Origin of the sequence: Bacillus sp. FSL M8-0049 (genome assembly GCF_038593355.1) — a bacterium.
GTDB classification, from domain to species: domain Bacteria; phylum Bacillota; class Bacilli; order Bacillales; family Bacillaceae; genus Bacillus; species Bacillus safensis.
In genome coordinates this window covers 612,444-636,701 of the sequence record NZ_CP151986.1, presented here as the reverse complement: position 1 = coordinate 636,701, position 24,258 = coordinate 612,444, and the positions used below count along the sequence as shown (strand labels likewise).

Below are 24,258 nucleotides of genomic sequence, written 5' to 3'. Positions count from 1 at the left end.
CCTGAAACCTTCTATTAAAAAGGAAATCAAAGCGCCTTTGGTGATCCAATCAGCGAATTATGTCTTTTTATCATAAACACATAATTCCTATAAGTCAACTATGTTTTGATTTTTTTAACAAAAAAACAGCAGCTTCCATGAGCTGCTGTTTCGGATGTTCAATTAATGATTTAAGAAAGCAAAATATAGAATAAAGATGACAAACAATCCGTACATGATTGGATGCACTTCTTTCGCTTTCCCTTTAAAGATCATCGTAATCGGGTAGAAAATAAAGCCAACCGCAATCCCTGTTGCAATACTGTATGTCAGTGGCATCATAATCATCGTTAAGAAAGCTGGTACCGCAATTTCAAAACGATCCCATGCAATCTTCGCCAGCGGAGCGACCATCAGCGCACCGACAATGATTAAAGCAGGTGCTGTTACATTCGATGTAACGATGGATAAAAGTGGTGAGAAGAACATCGCAAGCAAGAAGAAAATACCTGTGACGACAGCTGCAAAACCAGAACGCGCACCAGCAGCAACACCTGAGCTAGATTCAACATAAGATGTTGTTGTAGATGTACCAAGAATAGAACCTACAACAATAGAAGAAGAATCCGCCAGAAGTGCTCTTCCTGCACGAGGCAGCTCATTATTCTTCATTAAACCAGCCTGTGTTGCCACAGCCACAAGTGTACCAGCTGTATCAAAGAACCCAACGAATAAGAACGTTAAAATCACGACAAGCATTTGAATAGAGAAAATTTCTGGTAAGTGAATCAAGGCTTGACCAAAGGTTGGAGACAAGCTTGGAATACTTCCCACAATTTGAGATGGTACTGGCACAAGACCAAAAATCATCCCTGCAATAGCTGTCACAAGCATCCCAATGAAGACACCTGCATTCACTCGAAGTACCATTAAAATGACCGTCACAACGATACCAAACACCGTTAACAGAACCGGACCACTATGAATATTTCCAAGCGAAACGAGCGTATTATCATTATTGGCGATAATGCCAGAGCCTTGAAGACCGACAAACGTAATGAACAAACCAATACCCGCACCAACTGCCAGCTTCAGCTCAGCCGGAATGGCATTGATGATTTTTTCACGGAAACCTGTTAAAGAAAGAGCAACGAAAATCAATCCTGAAACAAACACACCTGAAAGTGCAGCTTCCCATTTGATGCCCATGCCAAGTACAACCGAAAAGGCGAAGAACGCATTCAGACCCATACCGGGTGCAATCGCAATCGGATACCTGGCGATCAATCCCATCAGAATACACCCTGCAGCAGAAGCTAACGCCGTCGCTGTAAAGACTGCCCCCTGATCAATTCGTAATTTATCTGGAAAATCCGGCACAGACACTAATGCAAGTGTGATCGGATTAACAAACAGAATGTAAGCCATCGACAAAAATGTGGTTAAACCACCGATGATCTCTCTGCGGTAATTCGTACCTAATTCATCAAACTGAAAAAACTGTTTCAAGCCAACTGACTCCCTTCATGTCCTTTTGCTTTAGCCTGCCCCATTCACTAGTCAAATAAAAAACGCCCCAACAATTTTGGGACGCTTGACTACCATATGTGAATTCAGACTGTGACATAAAACAAGAACAATGCATGATTTATATCAAACGAGTGTGAATTGACGTAGTCAAGCCATTTACGGTAGCTTGGTAGAAACTTGCGGGCCATATCCCCGCGATTATACGACTTCTATCTATTTGATTTCTGTGTCTATTGTACCAACTTCATTTTTAAAACACAATACGAAAAGCGAACATTTTTCAAAGAAATGTCCGCTTCATTCGTCTTATTACACGAATTTGGAAATTCACATGTAGTTCTTTATACACCCTTCCCCAAATCCTTCTCTTTTGCAAAAACCGCTTCGGCTACATGGAAAAACTCTTTCACTGCCGGCGAAGCTTGAGAGAGCGACGGACAGGCGAGCGCAACCTCACGATGATGAGAGACATTCAGCTGGCGAATATGCACAAGCTGCTGCGTTTTTAAAAATAACTCCGGACCTATCGTGACGCCAAGTCCTTCCCCGACCATACGGGCAATGGTCGTACAATCATGAACTTCAAATAAAACAGCCGGCTTCATTTGCGCCTCTGAAAAAATATCCTCTACATGTGATTGATACATGCCAGTCGGCATAATAAATGGTTCACCCGCCAAATCTGTTATATCCACAATGGGCTGCTGTTCATATCGATGATTTGGGTGATAGGCGACGACCATCTCATCTTTCATAAGCGGCATTAAATCAAAGGCTTCATCCGCATGACCCTTTACAACGAATCCAACATCAATGATGCCAGAATCCAGCCACTCCAATATTTCTTCATACGTTCCCTCATAGAATTTAAATTCGATTTTCGGATGTTTTTTCTGATAGCTCACAAGCAGTTTAGGCAATAAACAAGCAGAGGCACTGGCAAATGTGCCGATACGAATCAGGCCCGTTTCAATATTTTTCGTTAACGCAATTTCTTGCTGGATTTTCTCCACTCTATTTAACACTTCTCTAATATGCGGGAGAAGCGTTTGACCAATCTCCGTCAGCATAATACCTTTTTTTCGGTCACGAATGAATAAAGACACGCCCCACTCTGACTCTAAATTTGCCACTGCATGACTGACAGCTGACTGCGTCATGTTTAATGCTTCAGCTGCTGCTGTAAAACTGCCAAGCTCCACAACTTTTGCGATAATATCAAAGCGAACAAAGCTCATGAGTATTTACTCATCTCCTTCATGAAAAACATCAATTTTACTTATGTTAGCACGGAATTTAAACTAAAGACAACGTATCAACATGAAGGAAGGGTTCAAAATGAAAAACACATCTCATCAGCTATTAATCATTCTTTTAGCTGTCGGTTCATTTGTCACAGGCACGTCAGAATTCGTTGTGTCAGGCATTCTAGATATCATTGCTGTTGATTTACACATCTCTATTCCTGCTGCCGGACAGCTCATCACCGTCTATTCTCTTTTTTATGCAGTGGGCGCTCTCTTTTTAGTCATGGCAACGTCGAAGCTGAACCGAAAAAAGGTTTTGTTATCAGCTATTTTTGTGTTTATTTTAGGCAATATGCTCGCCTTTTTCAGCCATCATTTTGTGCTGCTCCTGCTCTCTCGTGTCATCATGGCCATGAGCGGCGGTTTATATATTGTCGTCGCCACGAATTATGCAGCGCAGATCGCCCCGCCAGAAAAAAAGGGAAGCGCAATGGCGACTGTCATCACTGGATTCACTGTTTCACTCGTACTTGGTGTGCCGATTGGAACATTTCTATCAGGCCACGTGGATTGGCACTATATTTTTCTCATCATTGCACTAGGTACTGCTTGTCTCTTCTTGCTTCTTTATCAATTGCTGCCACGCATAGAGGGACATTCACATCTGCCATTAAAGCAGCAATTACACATTCTTCAAGACCGCAGAGTGATCAGCGGCTTAGCCACGACGGTCTTTTGGATCTTAGGCTACACGATGGTCTTTGCTTATATCTCTCCTTTATTACGACAGACCGCCGGCTTTTCAATTGAAATGACAAGCATGGCCTTGCTCGTCTTAGGCATTTCTGCTTTTATCGGCTCACGCTTTGGCGGCTTCGCCGTTGATCAATGGGGACCAAACCGAACCATCTCGATCAGCATCATGATCCAGATGTTCGCTCTCTTTGCCTTATTCTTTACGCAATTCTCTACAATTAGCGTCTTGATCACACTCGCCATTTGGGGCATCGCCACATGGACAACAACACCAGCGAAGCAATTTTATCTGATCTCCCTTAAACCCCAAGCATCAGAAACCGTGCTAAGCTTTAATACAGCGATTATGAACATCGGCATGATGCTCGGATCGTCAATGGGCGGTGTGATTATACAGTATACAAATGTGACTAATTTAAGTTGGATTGGCGGATTAGCTAGTTTTGTGGCGTTGATGTTGATTCGGTATTCGATCAATCGTCATCGACTGGTGGAACAACAGACAAAAAGCGAACATGTATAACCATGTTCGCTTTCTTATTTATCGACTAGCTTTTGAAGTTTCTTTTTTGACTGGAATGGTTACCTTTATCGCTTTCTGTGGTGCCAACATGTTCAGTTCAGTCAAATCAAGATAAAGCCCATATTCTTTAAAAGAAAAATGGTTTAATGATAAAGTCTCTAAATTCTTATCATCAAATTCAAAGGTGGATTGCATGGAAGCTGTCTTTAAATTCGTCACCTTCGCATGGTTCCCCTTCAAGTAATATCCGCTTTCATAGTCTGCTTGTGGATCGGGCCATGATTTCATCTTTTCAACATCGCCTAATCCAATGAATTCACCTATATTCTCCATCACATCCTGATCTAATTCTTTTTGATCTACTCCAGTAAATTGATAATCAACAATCACAGAACGGTCTTTTTGCTCTATCTTAATGATTTTGATTCCGATGCCATGGTGTTTTGTTTTGAACTGAACAGGCAGCTTTGTCTTGAGAGGAATGATGTGGCTGTATTCTCGTTCGTATCTCACATCTGTGTAAAATGTCAATTCAGTCGCCTTTGGATTGATCGGCTGATTCAAAATTGTCAAATGATCTTTTCTAGTTTTGTCAGAAGTCAGTTGTTTTTTTCTTAAAACGGTTCCAATCTCAAGCTCATACTCATTCCCTAAATTATCCTTCATTCTATCAATACTAACTCTATCATCTTTGGCAAAACCATTGTAATCAATGGCATATTGAATAGCAGAGCCATTCACTCCATTTTCTACCTTTACGTTTCTTATTTGATAACGTCCATTTAAAATAGACACGTCTTTTTGTCCCGCTAGTAAGGTGGTTTTTTGCTTGACCACAGGTAACTTGAAACGCCAATTCCCTGCAATATCCCCAATCTTCGAAATGACAAGTGGCACTTGCTGACCTTGTTTGATCGTTTGTCCATTTGTATAGACTTCCGTCTGCCCAACATAGCGGCCATCTTTTAATTTTTTCAACTCTGTTTTATCATAATTAAGTTGGAAGTTTCCATCGATTTTTTCTGCATTCACTCTGAACGATACAGAATCTTCTTTTGTATGGAGATTCTCCACCGTAAACGTATAAACAAGCCGCCCGGCATCATAGTACACGCTGTTTACTTTCACAGTCACCCCTCTTGATTCAGCCCCTTCATTGACATGCTTCACCAAATCACTCTGAAAAAGAGACATTCCTACTTTATCGTGAAACATCATATAAAACTGCCCAATAATCGGTACACGTGCCATTGCTGTATTAAGAGAAGGAAAAAGAAAACCTGAAGAAAAATAAAGGACGATGAGAACAATGACAGAGTATATTGGCGTTCTCCAGTTCCATTTGAACCAATGTCTTTTCTGTTCCGCTTTTACATCTCCTATTGCTTGGCGAATCGCAGAGGTTACTTCAACCATTGGTACATCAATCTCATCATAAAGCTTTTTCATTTCTTTTCGTTTCATCGACACTCTCCTCCTTCTCCAATGTTTGCTTTAATAACTTTCTTGCTCGATACAAATGAGTTTTAACCGTTCCTTCAGGCACACCCATCTGCTCAGAAATCATCGAAATTGAATAATCTTGAAAATAAAACAACTGAATGACCACCTGGTATTGCTCATCTAACACTTCAAGTGCATTTTTTAAATCGAGCTTGTCTTCCAAAAAATCATGACGCTCAACGCTTTCGTGCTGCTGTTCAAACGGAACAACATCTTGCTGTTTTTTCTTCATCGCAAAAATTGTATGAATCAAAATTCTCGTCAGCCAGCTAGAAAAATAAGCCGGTTCTTTCAAACCAGATAGATGCTTAAACGCTTTAAATACCGTCTCTTGAACAGCATCTAACGAATCCTCTTTATTTCTTGTGTAGAGAAAAGCTGTTTTATATAAACGCTCTTGATACATCAGCATTAATTTCTCAAATGCCGGGACATTCCCTTTTTGTGCTTTTTTAATTAGACGCACTTGCTTCATCACACTCACACCTCCTACACCTGTTAGAGCAAGCTTTCTTTCAAACGGTTTCAACAAATGGAAATTTCTTTTACTTAGCATATGTCGGATAAAAATAGAGAAAGTGAAGAACGAGCCGCAAAGAACATGTCGAACATTTGATATAATGGAAGAAATATGTACAAAAAGGAGTAAGTCGATTGTTTCTATTTGAAGAACCCACGTGTGCTAGCTGTCAGAAAAAGATAGAAGGAAACGAAGAAGTGTACGTCAAGCTGGTCTATCCAAAGAGACGAGGAATGACAGAGGTAAAGGCTTGGCTCAGGAATGAAGGGGTTTTTTATTGTAAGACATGTTATGGAAAAGAAACATAAAAACAAGCATTTCAATTGAAATGCTTGTTTTTACTTTCTACTTTTTTATTTCCGCTTACTACGAAGTTCAATGAGTGCTAGTTTATTGTCATTGAAAAAGAACTCCAGAATGATACCGTTTGATTGATCTTGATATTGTATACCTTTGCTATACCCTTCGACAAACCAGAGCTTCTTGAATTGATCTCCATATGTTTGTAGCACAGATGAATAATCGTCTCCAATAGTGATTCCCTTAGATGTTTTGAGTTTTTTCTGTTTTGACTGATTGTAAATAGATGTAACTCGATGATGTTGATCAACTGATACTACAAAATCTTGATTTTCTTTTTCCATATAGACCCTCTGTTTAGGATGGGAGAATTGAGTATTCTCCACAAAAGTATGATCTCTCTCAAATTTTTCACCAATCTTAAAATGACCTAGCGATTCATTTGTTAAAGATACAGAGTGAAAATTAAAAAACATAGCCACCCAAACAAATAGTGCGGTTCCTCCTAAAACAGAACCTACAATCACTAACACTTTAGAATGGATGATTCCCTTTTTAAACAAATAGATCGCTAAAGATACGATGATCATCACGATGACGATCATAATTAGAAAAATACCCATTTCAATTATCCTCTTTTGCTTTTAATCGAATTCTGTTTGTGAATTATCCCCGCAATCACATTCTCACATATTATACCAAAGCATTACACAAAATCGACCAGTACAGGTATAATTTAAATAAAATTGCACGAGGAGAAAAATATGTATAGACATAAACTGATATTCCCGCAATCATTTCCAACCATACATACCGAAAGACTAATCTTAAAACAAGCAACAATCGAAGACGCTGAGGATATGCACATCTACTTATCCAATGAAACCGTGTGCCGCTACATGGGCATTGATGCTCATGAAACGATTGAAGACACAAAAGGAGAAATCAAGTGGTATCACGACATCTTCAAAGAACAAACAGGCATCCGCTGGGGCATTTCTCTAAAAGATGATCCTGCGATCATCGGCAGCTGCGGCTTTCTCAATCTAGAAAAACAGCACTGCCGCACGGAAATCGGCTATGAATTACACCACGATCATTGGAGAAAAGGCATCATGAGCGAAGCAATTGCTGCGGTGTTACGATATGGGTTTCAGGAAATGTATCTGAATCGGATTGAAGCGATTATTGATCCAGCAAATACGTCCTCTGTTCAATTATTGGAGAATGTTGATTTTGTTCGAGAGGGTTTATTAAGGGAGTATGATCTTGGTCAGAATGGGTTTGATGATGTGTTTATTTATTCGATTTTGAAGAGGGATTTCAAATAAACTGAATGATTTTTAAACAGAAGCGTTAAAGTGAATGAATTAAAATTGCACAATTACCCAGTAAGAAACCTCTAGTCAAGTTTATGACTAGAGTTTCTTTGCATGGTAACCCTTCTAATTTACTTACAATTCCAGCAATATTCAACACCCTTTCTATAATTATAGTATCAGTAATAGTAAAAATTTTTGAACAAAATGCAGATCCACACTTAAGTAATTACACTATTTCACTTACTTTTCTTTTCTAAGTACAAGATTCAAATAAAAATAGCCTATTCTTTAATCTGTTTTAGTTGGAATAATTCATATTCCAAAAAAAGAGCTTTTGTCCATTTGCAATTTCACTGATTAATTTAGATTTTTCATTTTCAAAATCTATTTTAGTGACATTATTTTTACGTTTACTTGTTTCGCTTTCAATTTTGGAGAACGTTGGACATGTGGAGTTGGAGTGAGGTTACAACAAGTAATGAATAAACTCATTGTGTTATCAGGTCATAGTTGGCAGTGGCAAAACATTTTTAATCAAAAAATCATAGATAATTATTAAGTAAACGAGTCAAGAAGAAGAACTGGCATATTTACAGTAGTACACGCATGGGAAATTTTAAATATATAAGGATATATTACCTTAAATAACATTTACATCAAAATAAATATAGGTTAATATATTCTTGTATTTCATAAAAAGGGAAGGGAGGTATATTCTGTATTAATTCTAAATACTGCATGTGAGAAGGAAGCTTGAATGAAAAAGTCAAAAGCCTTATTACTATTTGTTTCGTGCCTAGTGATTCTTGCAATTGTATTATGTTGGGGACTATCTGGCGATGTTTCTGAGGATAATAGTAAATCATACAAGACAGAGAAGGAAAAAGACCTGCTATGGGGATATAAAGTTATAGGTCATGAAAAACCTAATAATCATAAGAATTATGTCAAAATTGCTATCCTTGATAGCGGTATTAATAAGTCACATAAAGAGTTTAAAGATTTAACTTTTTATGAGTACAATGCTATTAAACCAAAAAAATCTATCGAAGATGATTATGGTCATGGTACAGCAATTGCCGGAATAATCGCTGCAACTGGTGAAGAAATAAAAGGTATTTCACAGAATCCCATTATTTATGATGTCAAGGTACTAAATAAAAATGGCAAAGGAAAAGTTGAAGATGTTGTCAAAGGGATTAAATGGTGTATTGAGCAAAAGGTAGACATAATTAATATAAGTTTCGGATTTGGAAAAGACTACGATGAATTACGAAATGTTATAAAAATTGCTTTAGATAACAATATAACAATTACAGCTGCTTCTGGAAATACATTAGGTCTAACTGTTGAATACCCTGCAAAATATGAAGGCGTCTTATCGATATCCTCACTTAACGAAAAACTAAAAATTGATCCAATTTCAGCAAAAGGAAAAATTGACTTTTCTGCGCCTGGAGTAAATATTAAAACAACTGATATACACGGAGGATATACAAAGGTAAAAGGTACATCCTTTGCAACTGCGTTTGCAACAGGTGCTATAGGCTGTTTGTATTCTAAAAAATACAAATCTAAAGAGAATGTTCATCAAACACTCAAGAAAAATACAGTTGATCTTGGAAAGCTAGGTTATGACAGAGAGTATGGCAATGGGATGATTATTTGTAACAAGGGAGAGAATTAGATTGAAAAAGGTTTTAATAAAAATTCTTGTGTTAACATTGTTTTTGTGTGGAGTTGTTCCTGAATTTGCAAGTGCAAAATCAGGCGAAATTGATTCTGATGCTTTAAGAATAGAAGAGAATGCTAGTAAAGAATATGAAGTGAATGTTGAAAAAGAATTGGGGATAGAGCTAGAACAAGATATGTTAATGGAAGTTAAGGAAAGCCTAGATGAAGTTAATATATCTACTCAGCTTGAAGCTGAGAGTATGAATGTCCAAACTGACATGAAAATTAATCATGAGACAGGTGAAATCACAGTTGATGGTATTACAGAGTTAGAAAATGGGGAAAAAGAAACTAACAAATTCAACGTGTTAATTGAAGAGATTGAAGGAAATGATTTTACAGCAACCTTTGTGGATGATGAAACAGGAAAAGAGTATAAAGTTAGCACCATAGAAGCTCAGTCATCAATTGTTCCAGCAATAATAGTTGGAATTGTTTCTAGGTTTGGTATTCAATATGCTATTAAAAAATACGGAAAGAAGCTAATAATAAAAACTTTTAAAAAACAGGTAATTAAACAAGGTATAAAAAAAGTTTCTAAGTTTTCTGTTAGCAACAAACATCTTAGTAATGCAAAAGGTAGATACAGAAAATTTGATACCAAAAGCAAGAGCACAGTAAATAAATGGATAAAAGAAGCTTTACAATCTAAAAATGTTTCGTTTACTATAAACAATAATAAAAAACTATCCTTTGTCATCACTGCAAATCTGAAAAAGAAAATCGGAACAAAAGGTGAGACAAAAATAAAAATAGTTATAGGTTGGGATGGTAAAATATGGACAGCTTATCCAATCAAGTAGAATTTGATTATATGTTCACATCTGATGAGAAAGATATTCCAAAGAACATGAAGAAAGATCCATCAACAGCTCTAAGAGTAGAGGGAGAGTTTAAAATAGTTATAAATGGCGAAGTATATTTTGAAGAAAATATCGCCTTATTAGAATTTTATGCATCTTTGCACGACTGGATTAAAAAGATAAAGAAAAAAAACAAAGTTACAGAGTATAGATATTACACAATGGAGTATGAGGAAGACGACCCCATTATTTCAGTAATACCATTTGATAATAAGGCTCGACTCACCACTATTTGGGAAACTCAACAGTTATATAATGTATTCGATCTTAATTATATAATTGAACAAATGAAGGTATTACATGAAAACCTTGGACGTGACATTGAACAACATTATAAAATTTCACTAAAAAACTTTATTGGAAATATCCCATTAAGAAAATATTGAATAGAGAAAGGAACTCCTGGTTAGGGGTTCTTTTCAATGTTTTAGTAGGATGTTTTTAGAGGAGGTGTATTTTTGATTTTATATTTCTTAGCTGGTTTTATAGGAATCATAATAGCCACAATTATGCTAGGTATTGAAATCGAAGGATATACATTTTTGACAAGTTTTATTTTAAAGATGTTTGGGATGTCTATATTTGTAGGATCGATATGGCTAATAAATCAAAACAGAGAAGAATGCCCAAAAATAGCAATAAAAATGAAGAATGAAAGCTCATTGTAAAATTCGTCGTTACAAATATCTTTTATACCTATATCTCGAATTGCAAGCGGTCTTCCATCATTAATTACAAAAACCTTTATTTGATTTATTTTAGATAACTCATTAAAAGCATCATCTCTTGAACTGAAATTATGATAAAAATATCTCTTCCTTATTACTATTATCTATAAAAAAAGATTGTTCTATTAATCTTACATGGTAAATATCCCAAACTGTATTTAAAATGGGCTCAACAGTTTTTTTAGAGTACCCTCCAAATATTCTTATCAACACCACTTATATCGGACATTGAGCGTTCCATTAATGCAGTAGTAATATTATAATTGAATTGATTATTTTTAAAAAAATTTAGATAATCGAGAAATTCATTCTTCTGAATATTTTGTCTATAATCATTTAATAACCTGTTTAAATACGTCAAAATATTCAAATCAAAATGTACAACTTTACCAACTTTTATTTTCGGTAATCCCCTCCAATATAATTACTATCAAGAATCCACATTTTTGTATAGTCAGGAGAAATATTTTATAACCGTTAATTTCCCTATTTTTAAAACTTTCATTAATATTTGAATATTTTTATATGATCTGATTTATTAAAAAATTTTTCGAATATGATATTCTTTTCAATTGTATTATCTGCTTTAATTATGAGATCAATAATAATTTTAAGTTGTTCATTCATTGTATCCCCTTCACATCTGATTTTCCTTCAATATCCCTCAACCTACATTTATCTAATTAAATATTTTTTGCAGTTCTGCTGAAACTGTAATTAATCAAAGTGATAGCACCGATACCAATTGTTTAGTCGTATATTCTGGCGTCATCCATGGCACCTTTGTTGTGGATGTCTGGGAGAACCTCAAAATATTGTCAGATGTCTCACTCAAAGCCTAAGATGGAAATTTCTTCGAGTAGAATTAAATCTTATTCCCGGATGATTTCTAGATTTTCTTCAGAAACTCCACCCAGTACACGGATACCCAGTCCTGAACCTAGGACTATAAGGTCCATTCTATAATTGCAACACAGCACAAAAAGTCAAGTTTCCTAAAGAGCATTTCCGCTATACTAAACTCGTAAGGCAAGGAGGTGCTCGGTTGTCCTATCAAGAACATGAGAAAACGATTCAAGAAACATTAAATTATATTGAACAGCATCTGAAAGATGATTTACCGCTTCAAACTCTAGCGAAACACGCTGGTTATTCTAGGTTTCACTTTCACCGTATATTCAAGAAAGTGATTAAGAAGTCAGTTGTCGATTATATAAGGGAACGTCGAATGACCCAAGCGGCGAAGGATTTAATTCATACGGATCAACGGGCGATTGACATTGCATTGCAGTATCGATTTAGTTCACAGGAGTCCTTCACTAGAGCCTTTAAGAAGATATATGATATGTCACCCGCACGTTATCGGAGATTACTAAGGAATGTCATTGACAAGGAGGAAATGAATATGGCTGCAAATAAGAACACACCTACCGGCTGGATTATGACGGGAGAAACACCATCTGATTATGAAACAGGTCTGGATAACAGAATTGTACACAGTGGTACTACCTCAGCTTACCTGAAATCAAAAGATGAAAAAGCACGAGGATTCGCGACCTTGATGCAGCAAATTAAGTCTGATCGTTACCGTGGAGAACGCCTTCAATTTTCTGCTTTTGTCAAAAGCGAAGATGTGAAAGGTTCAGCTGGTTTATGGATGAGGATTGACCATTCTTCAGGTGAAGTTCTTGCGTTTGACAACATGATGAACCGCCCCATTACAGGAACAAACGGCTGGAATCATTTTAGTGTAGTATTGGATGTTCCAGTCAAAAGTGAAGTCATTGCGTTTGGCATATTACTACATGGTCAAGGTCACATTTGGATGGACGAACTTAGTTTTAAAATTGTAGATGAAAGTGTCCCCGTGACAGAACAAAATACTGTGGATCATTTAGAGGATGAACCAGTGAATTTAAATTTTGAAGGCTAGCAGATCGAATTTAAGAGGAGGTTCATTGTCATGAAAAAAATTGGTGCGATTTTATTGTTCGCTATGAATTCACTCACCTTTATTTGTGGCCTCGGAATTTTATTTGGTGAAGAGGATTAAAGATAAGCACCCATAGAACAAAAAAAATCAATTAAAAAAGATATCCCTATCACTATCTCTTTTTTATAGACTTGGTATAATAGAAAAAATCAGAAAAATGAGAATGCGATGATAAGGAATAGTACTTGCCGAAATGTTTTCAGAAAGTTGCTGGTTGATGAGAAGCAATAACAAAAAAGCAGGGAACTCACCTTAGAGTAGCCTTAGTGAAATGAAAAGTATTGATGTAGTTAAGGTCGGCACCCCACCGTTATATGGGAAGGATACAGATCAAACAATCTGTATCCGAATAAGGGCATGATAATGTTTGTTTATCATGAAACAGGGGTGGTACCGCGTAAGAAGAAGTCTTTCGTCTCCAAGGTAAATATTGGGGATGAAAGGCTTTTTTTATATTCTATTTTCTAGGAGGAATCGATGATGTTTAACCACAAAAAATACGAAAAGAAATACTTTTTGCCACCGAAGCTTACTTATGATTGGGTGAAGAAAGAAACATTAGAAAGTGCTCCGATATGGTGCAGTGTGGACTTACGGGATGGTAATCAAGCATTATCTATTCCTATGAACTTAGAAGAAAAATTAGAAATGTTTCAGTTACTAGTAGAGATAGGTTTTAAAGAAATTGAAATCGCATTTCCAGCTGCTTCTGATACGGAGTTTAGGCTGTTACGGACACTGATTGATCATCATATGATTCCAGACGATGTCACGATTATGGTGATCACACAAGCGAGAGAGCATATTATCCGCCGAACCTTCGAAGCCATTAAGGGAGTACCGAAAGCAATTGTTCATTTATATAATTCGACTTCAGAAGCGCAGCGCAGACAGGTATTTAAGAAAACAAAAGATGAAATTAAACAAATTGCCATTGATGGAGCTATTTTAGTAAAAGAACTTGCCGAAAAAACAAATAGTGATATTTATTTTCAATATAGTCCAGAAAGCTTTCCAGGAACAGAAGTTGATTATGCGTTAGATATTTGTAATAGTGTTTTAGATATTTGGAAACCGACACGAGCTCATAAAGCGATCATCAATATTCCGACAACAGTTGAATATTCAATGCCTCATATCTTTGCAAGTCAGATTGAGTATATACACAAAAATCTGTCTTACCGAGACAGTGTGACATTATCTGTTCATCCTCATAATGACCGCGGCTCTGGGGTGAGTGATGCAGAATTTGGTGTTCTAGCTGGCGCAGAAAGAGTCGAAGGTACATTATTTGGTATCGGTGAACGTACAGGGAACGTAGACTTGATTACCTTGGCGATGAATATGTATTCACAAGGTTATGATCCAAAATTGAATTTCAATAACCTAGAAGCGATTCGTAAAAAATATGAAAAACTAACAAAAATCACCGTTCCTGAGAGGCAGCCCTATTCTGGGGAAATGGTTTTCACCGCATTCTCTGGGTCACATCAAGATGCGATATCTAAAGGTATGAAATATAGAAAAGAAAATAAAGTTGATAAATGGGACGTTCCGTATATCCCAGTAGATCCCGTTGACTTGGGGAGGAATTATCAAGCGGATGTGATTCGAATCAACAGCCAGTCTGGAAAAGGCGGCATAAGCTATATACTAGAAACAAATTATGGCATTCAACTTCCTTATCAAATGAATGAAGCCATGGGATATGAAGCGAAGAAAGTATCTGATCAGGCAAGTAAGGAATTGTCTGTCGAAGAAATATATCATGTTTTTAAAGAACAGTATGTTGATTATCACCCTCATTTCCAGCTGCTTGATTATCAATTTCATAAAGGAGAGAAGCAGGAAGTTACCTTAACTTTGCTGAGAGATGATCAACAAATTGAAATACAAGGAACTGGCACTGGAAGTTTAGATGCAATCAGTAATGCGTTAAAAGCATATTTTCATCTCGAATATGTTTTGGAAGTCTATGAACAGAATTCTTTGGGCAAAGATTCCCAAGCAAAAGCCTGTGCACAGATTGGAATTTCATATCAAGGAAAAATGCATTGGGGTGCTGGAATTGATAAAGATATTATAGAAGCAACAGTGAAGGCCCTGGTGGTTGCAGTAAATAAACTAGAGGTTTGGATGTAGATGGAAAAAGATAAACTTGAAAAACATGAAGTGATGCAATATTTAAGAGAATATAACGAGCAAGAAATTTTTTATCAACAATACCAACAGAAAAAGCATGACAATCAATCATTGCAATTATTTTTGAAGAATTATGATAAACACAATTTAATGCATAAACAAATATATATTGAAGAATTTTTGCAAAAAGGGCAGAACGAATTTGAAAAGGAAGATACCATGTGGTTAGGTCAGGAGAAAGATATCGAAGTGAGAAAGTATAGCCGTTTTATGCCTCAATTGTCGGCTATCCATGATTTCTTTGAAATGATCTATGTTCTGGAAAATGAGATGTATGTAGAAGTGGAAGATAAAAAAATGACTTTAAAATCAGGAGATATTGCCTTTATTCCACCTGACACCATACACAAGCCAATTGTAATGGAGAATACAATCGCCATGCAAATCATGATCCGTAAGAGTACTTTTCAAAAAGTGTTTTTTAAAATGTTAAAAGGAAACAATGTCATTTCAGAATTCTTTTTGAATGCATTGTATATAAAAGAAAATAAAAATATTCTTATTTTCCATAGTCACTTGGATAAACATTTGCTAGATTGCTCTCTTCAACTATTTACAGAAAATTATAATCGGTTTCCTAGTTACCAGTTGATTATGAATAATTTGTTTGAGATATTATTATGTCTCTTATTAAGATTCAAACCAAGTCATATGAACGTCAATCAGGTCAAACAATATCGTGATATACGTATTATTGAAATGCTCCAATATATTCAGCAATGTTGTGAGCATATCACCATCCAGGAGATGGCAGAGAAATTTAACCTTTCACAGTCTTACCTGTCAAAATATATAGCTCGTAAGCTTGGCAAATCATTTCGTGCGATTCGACAAGAAATAAGATTGGAAAAAGCCTGCGAAATGCTCACTGGCAGCAATTCACAAGTAGATCATATTGCGGCAGCCGTTGGTTATCAAAATGTAGAGCATTTCATTCGTTTATTTAAGAGAAAGTATCACCTAACACCACATCAATATCGATTAAATAATAGATAATAAAGAGGAGAAATGATAATGTCCATCAAACAAGTAAAAGATTACTTTAAACAATATGATATGGATACTCGAATTCAAGAATTTTCAGTATCTAGTGCAACTGTAGACTTGGCTGCTTCTGCATTGGGCTGCGAACCTGAAAGAATCGCAAAAACACTATCCTTTCTAGTAAAGGGACAAGCTATTTTAATTGTGACCTCTGGCGATGCAAAAGTTGATAACAAAAAATTCAAGGAATATTTTAAAACAAAAGCTAAAATGCTTTCTCCTCATGAGGTCGTTGACTTGGTCGGTCATGAAATTGGCGGAGTATGTCCTTTTGCTATAAAGAATGGCGTTTCTGTTTATTTAGATATTTCACTCAAACGTTTTGAGACAGTCTATCCAGCCTGCGGGAGCAGTAACAGTGCTATTGAACTCACAATAAAACAATTAGAAAAATACTCCGGTTATTCACAATGGATTGATGTGTGTAAGGGATGGAATGATGAATAAAAAAATGGAAGGAAAAAGTGCAGTTGAAAATAAAAAAGAGCTAGAAACCCTTGATACACAAAGGTTTTTAGCTCTTTTACATTTACTCCCACTCAATCGTAGCAGGCGGCTTACTCGTAATATCATACACCACGCGGTTAATATGCTTCACTTCATTGACGATACGAGTTGAGATCTTTTCTAGCACGTCCCAAGGGATTCTTGCCCAGTCACTCGTCATCCCATCAATAGATGTAACAGCACGGATGCCGATTGTGTAGTCGTATGTTCTTGCGTCACCCATAACACCTACGCTGCGGATGTCTGGGAGAACCGTGAAGTATTGCCAGATGTCGCGCTCAAGGCCGAAGTTGGCAATTTCTTCGCGTAGAATCGCATCCGATTCACGGACGATTTCTAGTTTTTCTTCAGAAATTTCACCTAGTACACGGATACCTAGTCCTGGACCTGGGAATGGCTGTCTCCAGACAATGTCATCAGGAATGCCAAGCTCTGAACCTAGGGCACGAACTTCATCCTTGAATAGCGTATTGAGTGGCTCAATCAATTCGAACTGCATGTCTTCTGGAAGACCGCCTACGTTGTGGTGAGATTTGATTGTTTGTGCCGTTGCTGTTCCGCTCTCAATGATGTCTGTGTAAAGTGTTCCTTGTGCTAAGTAGTCGATTCCTTTTAGCTTGTCCGCTTCATCATCGAATACATAAATAAATTCGTTACCGATGATTTTACGTTTTTGCTCAGGATCAGACACACCTTTTAGCTTGTTTAAGAAACGATCTTTCGCATCTACTTTAATCACGTTCATGTTGAAACCTTCGCTAAATGTTTTCATAACCCCTTCTGCTTCGCCTTTGCGAAGAAGACCGTGGTCAACGAAAATACATGTCAGCTGATCGCCGATGGCTTTGTGGATCAATACCGCCACAACAGATGAATCCACACCGCCGCTTAGTGCGCACAATACTTGCTTGTCGCCTACTGTTTCACGGATTTTCTGCATTTCGATTTCAATGAAGTTCTCCATTGACCATTTGCCATCGCAATCACACACGCCGAAGACAAAGTTTTTCAATAGGTCATTTCCGTACTCAGAGTGACGAACCTCTGGATGGAATTGAACGCCATAGAAATTCTTCTCAGCTAAGCTCATGGCTGAGTTTGGACAATGTGCACTTGTTGCATCGACTGTAAAGCCTTCTGGTACTTCAACAACGAGGTCACCATGGCTCATCCAAACGACTTGATCCGTTGGAAGGTCTTTGAATAGAGCAGGTGTTCCGTTAATATGAATATCTGCTTTTCCATATTCACGTTGGCTGGCCGCTTCTACTTTCCCGCCTAAATAGTGAGTCATGAGCTGCATGCCGTAGCAAATGCCTAGAACCGGAATGTCTAGATCAAAGATCTTTTCATCACAGCGGAAAGATCCTTCATCATAAACACTGTTTGGTCCACCAGAAAGGATGATTCCTTTAGGTGCCATTTCTTTAATTTCTTCAGCAGTTAAAGTGTGCGGATGAAGCTCACTGTACACACCAAATTCACGAATACGGCGTGTGATCAGCTGATTGTACTGACTGCCGAAATCGAGAACCAAAATCATTTCATTTACTAAATTTGTCATGGTGTCACCTCTATGTCCAATATAGTTTTTTATAAACGCACAGAAAAAATGAGAGGAGAAAACCTGCTCTCAGTGTGAATCACGCTTTTGAAGCGCCCAGACTCACATCCGAACGCTTCAATTTCATGTATTTTAGAAGGTTTTAATATTCACCTATTCTAACAACAGGAAGGTACGCGGTCAAGACTATCTCCTGTTTATTAAATTTTCCCATAACTTTGCCGATTGCTGCCAAAGCGCCGAGGCATCCTCTCGCCGGTAGAGCGCACGTTCATAAAGCTGCGTCAGCTCTGACATATGATGATCTCCATTCTTCTCATCAATCAACGAAGCGAATTCTCTTAGCGTCATACCTGGCTTTTTCTCGATTCCTCTGCGCCCTAGCTGCTTTAATAGAGCTGCATACGCATAGAAGAATGCTTCATCCTCTGGCAGACGTTTCACCTTTCTTACAATAAAGAATGGCAGCCATCTTGTTCTGAATCGATAAAGCATCCAGCTGATGAAACCAAGCAGGACAATAGCTACTGCCGCATAACCTATAACCCAACCAACATGCACCATATTTGGCTTTGCCTGCGCTGTTTGTTCCTTTGGTTGTGCAGGCTGCTCTGTCTCCTGCTGCTTCGGCTGGTCTTGCTGCTGATCTTCACTTGCATCAGAACTAGACTGATCTTCTTCTTTTTGATCATCCGTTTGATCGCTTGAAACAGCTTCATTCGTAAAAGTCTCTGGGTTTGTAAATCCTTTTGTCGGTTCAAAGGTGACCCAGCCTCTGTTTGGAAAATAAACCTCTACCCATGAATGCGCATTGTTATTGGTCACTTCATACACATTGTTTCCATCCATTTGTGTTTCATATAACTGGCCAGACGTATACCCTTTCACCCATCTCGCCGGAATCCCAATCGATCGAAGCATTACAATCATAGATGTTGAAAAATTATCACAATAGCCAATCATCGTATCAAATAAAAATTGATCCACATAATCTTCATTACGACCAGGCACAGCGACATTCTGCGTTTCATATGAAAACTTCGCAGATCCTAAATAATCCTCGATTGCTTTGGCTTTATCATACATATTGTCCTTCGTTTCCGTTAAGCTGTTTGCCAAAGTTTTCACACGCTCTGGAAGTGAAGATGGAAGCTGCAAGTATTCACGGCCAACCTGCTGATTCACCTGCTTCTTTGTCGGTACTTTGATTCTCTGCAAATCCTCCAGAATAAATGTAGGAGATAAAAAGCTGACTTGATAGTTCCCTAAATTTTTGGGTGGGTTTTGCATAGACGGGACAATTTTCTCCGTTTTGCCCATGATTTGCAGCGGAATGTTTTCCATTGGCGTCAGCATGATCGTTCCAATAGGATAAACAGCATGATTAAATCGATAATCCGATTCTATATCAATTCTTGTTTCATGCTCCTCTGTTTTCACTCGCTCAGTAAACCACCGATTCGGCACAGTGTCGTCCTTTAGCCGAGTAGGCTTCGTATCATTTGAAGCATCCTCCCAGCCCTTTCCTGTGTAAATACTTTTTGTTTCTACACGAAAGTATGATGGCTCCTTTCCGCTCCATTTAAAAACAGGTGTGCGGTCCTCACTAAACGGTCCGCCTAGCGCCGAATCATCTGCACTATATCCCACTTTATTCTGCCCGGCTGTCCCATCTTGATTCGTGACCGCCTTAAAAAACGGAACAGGATCGGGCCATTTCGGATCAGACTTTGGCAAAGAAGCACCCAGTGACGCTGATAGAAGGACAAGCGCCAGCATAGGCAAAAACCACTTTAGACGTGTTTTCTGTGACACCCGAACGCCCTCAGCTGAACGCAGTCGATCAAAATACAGCAACCCAAGCAAACAAAAGCCAAATACCATAATACGAACGATTGCAAAAGTCGCATCATATGGCGTAAACGTATCAAGAATCGTGACATACACAATCGTCATCAGTAAAAAGAAAAAGATACGCTGCTGATAGACCACCCAATAATGTAGCAAGTAGACAAGCAGCCACAGCAAAATATAAAACAACAATGTGCGGAAAGACGGGTACATATCACTCCACATGCCCATACTCATTAACGTGATATTATCCTTGATATCAGCAAACAAAGCAGCCGGATAACCTGGCGCTGATTGATAAAAGATCAAATATAAGGCGAGCAAAATCAGTCCAGCACAAATAGGAAACGTCACATACCACTTCAGACGAAAGAACGTAAACAAACACGTAAGCCCGATAAAAATGATGAAATAAGACGTATGGCTCGTCTCTGTAAAATCTTGAAGCGGACGAAGCCACTCCCATAGCAGCAGAAAAGCTACAGCATAATAGATGAACAATTCAAAACGGCTTTGCCGCAGATGCGAATGCAGCATAAATGTTTGTCACCTCACAGTTCTTTCGTGCAGCCGGTCTTCAAATAAAAGGGTGATGCGTATTCCAGAGGCCTTGAGCCGGTCTACAAGCTGTTTTTCTTTTGTCGTGAAATGGTCAACGGCTTTCTTCACTAAAAGCACGGTGATGTTCTTCCTGTTTCGATTTCCAAAGAGACTTGCCGCAAGCTCCTCCTGCAGCTGACCCGTGACGACATATTTTCCTGAGTGCTGGTACTCACTCGCTGCTAACGGTTTATATTCTAGTGCGCGGGAAGGCTGAAGCTGCACCCTTGTTAAATAATAAAGCATGTCCTGTAAATGAAGTTCTCCTTGATCGACTCGAAAGGCATGCTGATCTCCTAGAGGGACAAGACCTGACGGCACTCCTTTTTTCACAGCCGTTTGAAGAACAGATGCCGCAATAGAGACGACTGTTTCAAAAACAGCTTGATCAGTAAAATCAGCAAACACAACAAGGTCCTTTGCTTGATTCTGTTCAAATTCCTTCGTCATCAGCTGGCCTCTTCTGGCCGTCGTCTTCCAGTCCACCCAAGCAAAACGGTCTCCTTGCTGATATTCCCGTACGCCTGTTGTCACATGGGCCGGTTCATTGAACCACGAGTGAACCGCTTTGCCTCCATTTTCACTCACTGACTCAGCAGGCTCTACAGGGATATCCAGCACTTTTGGGTAGACAAGCAGCTTTTTCTCTAACGGAATGATGATTTCTTTTTCAACAAACCCAAACATATCACCCGTTTTGATTCTAACGGCTGTCAAATGATGCTCTCCCCGCATGACATCATTCAATTGATAGGAAAATCGCCATGTTTTCCGAAACCAGGGAAAAAGCATTTGCTTCATTTCAATCTGTTCCTGTAAGTGAAAGGTATCTGGCGGAGCATCCTCTATCATGACGTAAACGTACGGAAATGGATGTGTCCGCTTGATTTCAAGGTCAACGGACAGCACATCCCCCGCCTTTAAGCGTGTTTGCTGTATTGTCCTCTTGGCTGTCGCGCGAAGCGGAACAAGTGCAAACAGCAAAGCATACAAAGCATATGGTAAAAATGCATAAAAAAGGAACCAGCTCACAAACCCTCCCTGAAACATGGCATAACAAAAGGCTGCCGCAGTGAGAATGATGAGCATCATCACCCTTAACCATAATGAAATTGTTACACGATGACGTGACTTCATTGAGTCATCGACTTTTGAACTGGCACGCCAATTTGCTCAAGCATTTGCCGCAGCAGTGTCTCCGCCTTCTTCCCTTCATATGTCGCTTCTGATGTCAAAATCATACGATGCGGTAATGTATAAGGCGCCAAATACTGTACATCATCAGGAATCACATAATCGCGCTGATTCAAAAGTGCATACGCCTGTGCCGCTTTCATCAAGGCGATCGATCCCCTTGGACTCACACCTAGATAAACAGATGAGTGTTTACGCGTCGCTTGAGCAATTTCAACAATATATTCTTTAATGGATGCATCCACATGAATGGTCTGAACAGCCTGCTGCAACGCATGGATATGTTCCTTTGTCATGACAGCTTGGAGCGTATCAATCGGGGATTGCTTCTCCTGCAAGTTGAGCACCTCCAGCTCCTCGAGCATGGTCGGATATCCCATCTGCAGTTTGAATAAAAACCGGTCCATTTGCGCTTCTGGCAGCGGATAAGTCCCTTCATATTCCACTGGGTTTTGTGTCGCCATGACGAAAAAAGGATCCGCAAGCGGCATCGTTTCTCCGTCCACTGTGACACTGCCTTCCTCCATCGCTTCAAGCAATGCTGATTGTGTTTTAGGAGAGGTCCGGTTGATCTCATCAGCTAAAATAATCTGCCCCATGATCGGTCCTTGCCTAAATTCAAATTCATTCGTCTTTTTATTGTAAATCGACACGCCTGTTACATCTGAAGGCAAAAGGTCAGGAGTGAATTGGATTCTCTTAAACTCACAGCCAATGGATTTTGCCAAAGCACGAACCATCATCGTCTTCCCTACACCAGGCACATCCTCGAGCAGCACATGCCCCTTCGCCAAAATCGCAACAAGGCTTAATATCGCAATGTCTTTTTTCCCAACCATGACTTTATTGATGTTATCTACGATTTTTTGTAAATCTGAATGCATCGGTTCATCAAATGCCATCCTGATCCTCCTATCACGTTTCTGTCAAATTTCATATAGTCTAACTTTACCATACAACGTGCATTTACATATAACATCAGCACGTATAAAAAAGAAGCCTTTTCACGATGGGAAAGACTTCTTCTCTTCTTTTGACTTACTTGCCGGCTCCATATGAACATGAGAGTGTAAAATATCATGCTCCTGCTTCATTCTTCGTTCAATTTCATCTGCAATATCATGGCTTTCTGCTATGTTCAAGTTAGGCTCGACCTCAACCACTACATCCACATGGACTGTACTTCCAAGATAACGCGCTTTTATATCCTTTAAATCGCCTACTCCTGGTGTTGCTTCAATGGTCTCTTTATATTTAGACATATCTTTGATATGAAAACCGTCTGTTAACGAATGAGAGGCATCTCTGAAAATCTCCCACGCAGTTTTACAAATAATTAAGCCAATGACAAAGGCTGCTAGCGTATCAATCCATGCCAGCTGAAATTGAGAGGCCATAATTCCTACAAATGTTCCAATACTCACATACGCATCTGATTTATTATCAGCAGCTGCCGCATGGAGAGCCTGGCTATTAATTCGTTTGGACAGATTGCGGTTATAAATATACACACCGTACATCACAACAGCACTTCCTGCTGCTGTCCAAGCCGCGATCATATCCGGCGTTTGATGCTCAGATGAGAAGAACGACTGGCCTGCACTCAGCAAAACTTGAAGTCCAACAAGCATCATGATAAAGGAAGCCACAAGAGACGCAATATTTTCCGCTCTAAAATGACCATACGGATGATCTTCATCAGGCGGCTTTTGAGAAATACGCAGCCCAATCAACACAGCAAGGGATGCAATAATATCCGTCGTGTTATTCAATCCATCTGCTGAAAGAGCCTCTGAATGAAACACATACCCAATAATGAGTTTGACCGCAGATAAGATCACATAGGCAATGATGCTGACCCAAGCACCTGTTTCACCTTGTCTTAATTCGTTATAGCGCTCCATGTCGCCGCGCCTCCTCACACATCACTTTTCTATTATTTATCTTACAAAGCAAAGCCCGTGTGGGTCTACAGCAACATGATTCGCTCATGTCAGCAAAATAGGATAAATAGAAATGTGTTGACCTAAGCAAACTTATTTTTACAAGGTCAAATGACCTCAAGACCTACTCCCATCAACCTTTTTCCAATTCTCTTCGAAATGGCCATATCGTCAAATCACTCTTCTTTGGAAAATTATCAGAATAATTTTATTTTGAGACACAACTTCCCTCCTTCCTTTTTTATGCTATTTTAAAAATAAACAGAGGGAAAAGAGGGAACATAATCTCTCAAATCCTTTCTACTTTTTAACATCATGTTAAGAGGTTTGAAATGTCAGTTTGATAACCTGTCCA

The 24,258-nt window shown here is 38.6% G+C and carries 21 protein-coding genes, 1 pseudogene, 1 riboswitch and 1 other annotated feature; of the genes and pseudogenes, 11 read left to right on the top strand and 11 right to left on the bottom strand.

What is annotated here, in order from left to right:
- Positions 1–162: 162 nt before the first annotated feature.
- Together NSU13_RS03185 and NSU13_RS03180 are read right to left on the bottom strand one after the other, a co-directional pair.
- Entirely contained in the window at positions 163–1,488 is a 1,326-nt protein-coding gene (locus NSU13_RS03185; RefSeq protein WP_024424502.1) for an NCS2 family permease, read from the bottom strand.
- 145 nt (positions 1,489–1,633) lie between these two features.
- A riboswitch (purine riboswitch) is annotated at positions 1,634–1,735 on the bottom strand.
- A 115-nt stretch (positions 1,736–1,850) separates the two neighbouring features.
- A complete protein-coding gene (locus NSU13_RS03180; protein ID WP_024426705.1) occupies positions 1,851–2,747 on the bottom strand; it encodes a LysR family transcriptional regulator in 897 nt (298 codons plus the stop codon).
- 100 nt (positions 2,748–2,847) lie between these two features.
- On the opposite strand from NSU13_RS03180, the gene NSU13_RS03175 reads away from it, so the two are divergent.
- Positions 2,848–4,035: an MFS transporter gene (locus tag NSU13_RS03175; RefSeq protein ID WP_041116059.1), complete on the top strand. Its 1,188-nt coding sequence runs from the start codon at positions 2,848–2,850 to the stop codon at positions 4,033–4,035.
- Positions 4,036–4,053: 18 nt separating this feature from the next.
- On the opposite strand, the gene NSU13_RS03170 is transcribed toward NSU13_RS03175, so the two are convergent.
- The gene (locus tag NSU13_RS03170; protein WP_041116057.1) at positions 4,054–5,499 is read right to left on the bottom strand and encodes a DUF4179 domain-containing protein; all 1,446 of its coding nucleotides are present in this window, start codon (positions 5,497–5,499) and stop codon (positions 4,054–4,056) included.
- The gene (locus NSU13_RS03165) at positions 5,468–6,013 is read right to left on the bottom strand and encodes a sigma-70 family RNA polymerase sigma factor (RefSeq protein WP_041116055.1); all 546 of its coding nucleotides are present in this window, start codon (positions 6,011–6,013) and stop codon (positions 5,468–5,470) included. Before NSU13_RS03165 ends, NSU13_RS03170 begins: the two co-directional genes overlap by 32 nt.
- A gap of 179 nt (positions 6,014–6,192) precedes the next feature.
- Here NSU13_RS03165 and NSU13_RS03160 point away from each other — a divergent pair, with 179 nt between their 5' ends.
- Positions 6,193–6,366 carry a hypothetical protein gene (locus NSU13_RS03160; RefSeq protein ID WP_041116052.1) on the top strand — a complete coding sequence of 58 codons (174 nt, stop codon included), beginning with the start codon at positions 6,193–6,195 and terminating at the stop codon, positions 6,364–6,366.
- 45 nt (positions 6,367–6,411) lie between these two features.
- Here NSU13_RS03160 and NSU13_RS03155 read toward each other — a convergent pair whose 3' ends face one another.
- Entirely contained in the window at positions 6,412–6,981 is a 570-nt protein-coding gene (locus tag NSU13_RS03155; protein WP_024426710.1) for a hypothetical protein, read from the bottom strand.
- Positions 6,982–7,122: 141 nt separating this feature from the next.
- On the opposite strand from NSU13_RS03155, the gene NSU13_RS03150 reads away from it, so the two are divergent.
- From NSU13_RS03150 to NSU13_RS03130, 5 genes are all read left to right on the top strand, one after another.
- On the top strand, positions 7,123–7,689 hold the full coding sequence (locus tag NSU13_RS03150; RefSeq protein WP_029707591.1) for a GNAT family N-acetyltransferase: 567 nt from the start codon (positions 7,123–7,125) through the stop codon (positions 7,687–7,689).
- Positions 7,690–8,437: 748 nt separating this feature from the next.
- Positions 8,438–9,367 carry a S8 family serine peptidase gene (locus tag NSU13_RS03145; protein WP_024424495.1) on the top strand — a complete coding sequence of 310 codons (930 nt, stop codon included), beginning with the start codon at positions 8,438–8,440 and terminating at the stop codon, positions 9,365–9,367.
- 1 nt (position 9,368) lies between these two features.
- On the top strand, positions 9,369–10,217 hold the full coding sequence (locus tag NSU13_RS03140) for an SAR2788 family putative toxin (RefSeq protein WP_024424494.1): 849 nt from the start codon (positions 9,369–9,371) through the stop codon (positions 10,215–10,217).
- Complete coding sequence (locus NSU13_RS03135; protein ID WP_024424493.1) at positions 10,193–10,663, top strand: hypothetical protein; 471 nt, start codon at positions 10,193–10,195, stop codon at positions 10,661–10,663. The genes NSU13_RS03140 and NSU13_RS03135 overlap by 25 nt, the downstream gene beginning before the upstream one ends.
- A gap of 72 nt (positions 10,664–10,735) precedes the next feature.
- On the top strand, positions 10,736–10,945 hold the full coding sequence (locus NSU13_RS03130) for a hypothetical protein (RefSeq protein WP_024424492.1): 210 nt from the start codon (positions 10,736–10,738) through the stop codon (positions 10,943–10,945).
- An 809-nt stretch (positions 10,946–11,754) separates the two neighbouring features.
- Here the strand turns inward: NSU13_RS03130 and NSU13_RS03125 are convergent.
- Positions 11,755–11,946: pseudogene (locus tag NSU13_RS03125) on the bottom strand (GMP synthase (glutamine-hydrolyzing)); the annotation flags it as partial.
- Between the two features lie 104 nt (positions 11,947–12,050).
- On the opposite strand from NSU13_RS03125, the gene NSU13_RS03120 reads away from it, so the two are divergent.
- The 4 genes from NSU13_RS03120 to NSU13_RS03105 all read left to right on the top strand — a co-directional run bounded on the left by NSU13_RS03120 (position 12,051) and on the right by NSU13_RS03105 (position 16,691).
- Positions 12,051–12,938, top strand: coding sequence for an AraC family transcriptional regulator (locus tag NSU13_RS03120; protein WP_041116051.1), 888 nt, complete (start codon positions 12,051–12,053; stop codon positions 12,936–12,938).
- A 219-nt stretch (positions 12,939–13,157) separates the two neighbouring features.
- Positions 13,158–13,421: a binding site (T-box leader), on the top strand.
- A gap of 57 nt (positions 13,422–13,478) precedes the next feature.
- Positions 13,479–15,140 (top strand): 2-isopropylmalate synthase, encoded by a 1,662-nt coding sequence (locus NSU13_RS03115; RefSeq protein WP_041116050.1) that lies wholly within the window; start codon positions 13,479–13,481, stop codon positions 15,138–15,140.
- Complete coding sequence (locus NSU13_RS03110; RefSeq protein WP_252050203.1) at positions 15,141–16,196, top strand: AraC family transcriptional regulator; 1,056 nt, start codon at positions 15,141–15,143, stop codon at positions 16,194–16,196.
- 18 nt (positions 16,197–16,214) lie between these two features.
- Entirely contained in the window at positions 16,215–16,691 is a 477-nt protein-coding gene (locus NSU13_RS03105) for a YbaK/EbsC family protein (RefSeq protein WP_252050202.1), read from the top strand.
- An 82-nt stretch (positions 16,692–16,773) separates the two neighbouring features.
- On the opposite strand, the gene guaA is transcribed toward NSU13_RS03105, so the two are convergent.
- The 5 genes from guaA to NSU13_RS03080 form a co-directional block, all read right to left on the bottom strand.
- Positions 16,774–18,315, bottom strand: a complete 1,542-nt coding sequence (gene guaA / locus NSU13_RS03100; RefSeq protein WP_024424487.1) for a glutamine-hydrolyzing GMP synthase — start codon at positions 18,313–18,315, stop codon at positions 16,774–16,776.
- 186 nt (positions 18,316–18,501) lie between these two features.
- Positions 18,502–20,703 (bottom strand): transglutaminaseTgpA domain-containing protein, encoded by a 2,202-nt coding sequence (locus tag NSU13_RS03095; RefSeq protein WP_111927675.1) that lies wholly within the window; start codon positions 20,701–20,703, stop codon positions 18,502–18,504.
- A gap of 9 nt (positions 20,704–20,712) precedes the next feature.
- Complete coding sequence (locus NSU13_RS03090) at positions 20,713–21,798, bottom strand: DUF58 domain-containing protein (protein WP_252050200.1); 1,086 nt, start codon at positions 21,796–21,798, stop codon at positions 20,713–20,715.
- Between the two features lie 101 nt (positions 21,799–21,899).
- Positions 21,900–22,862 (bottom strand): MoxR family ATPase, encoded by a 963-nt coding sequence (locus NSU13_RS03085; protein WP_048240035.1) that lies wholly within the window; start codon positions 22,860–22,862, stop codon positions 21,900–21,902.
- Between the two features lie 102 nt (positions 22,863–22,964).
- Positions 22,965–23,864: a cation diffusion facilitator family transporter gene (locus NSU13_RS03080; RefSeq protein ID WP_024426719.1), complete on the bottom strand. Its 900-nt coding sequence runs from the start codon at positions 23,862–23,864 to the stop codon at positions 22,965–22,967.
- Positions 23,865–24,258: the final 394 nt, after the last annotated feature.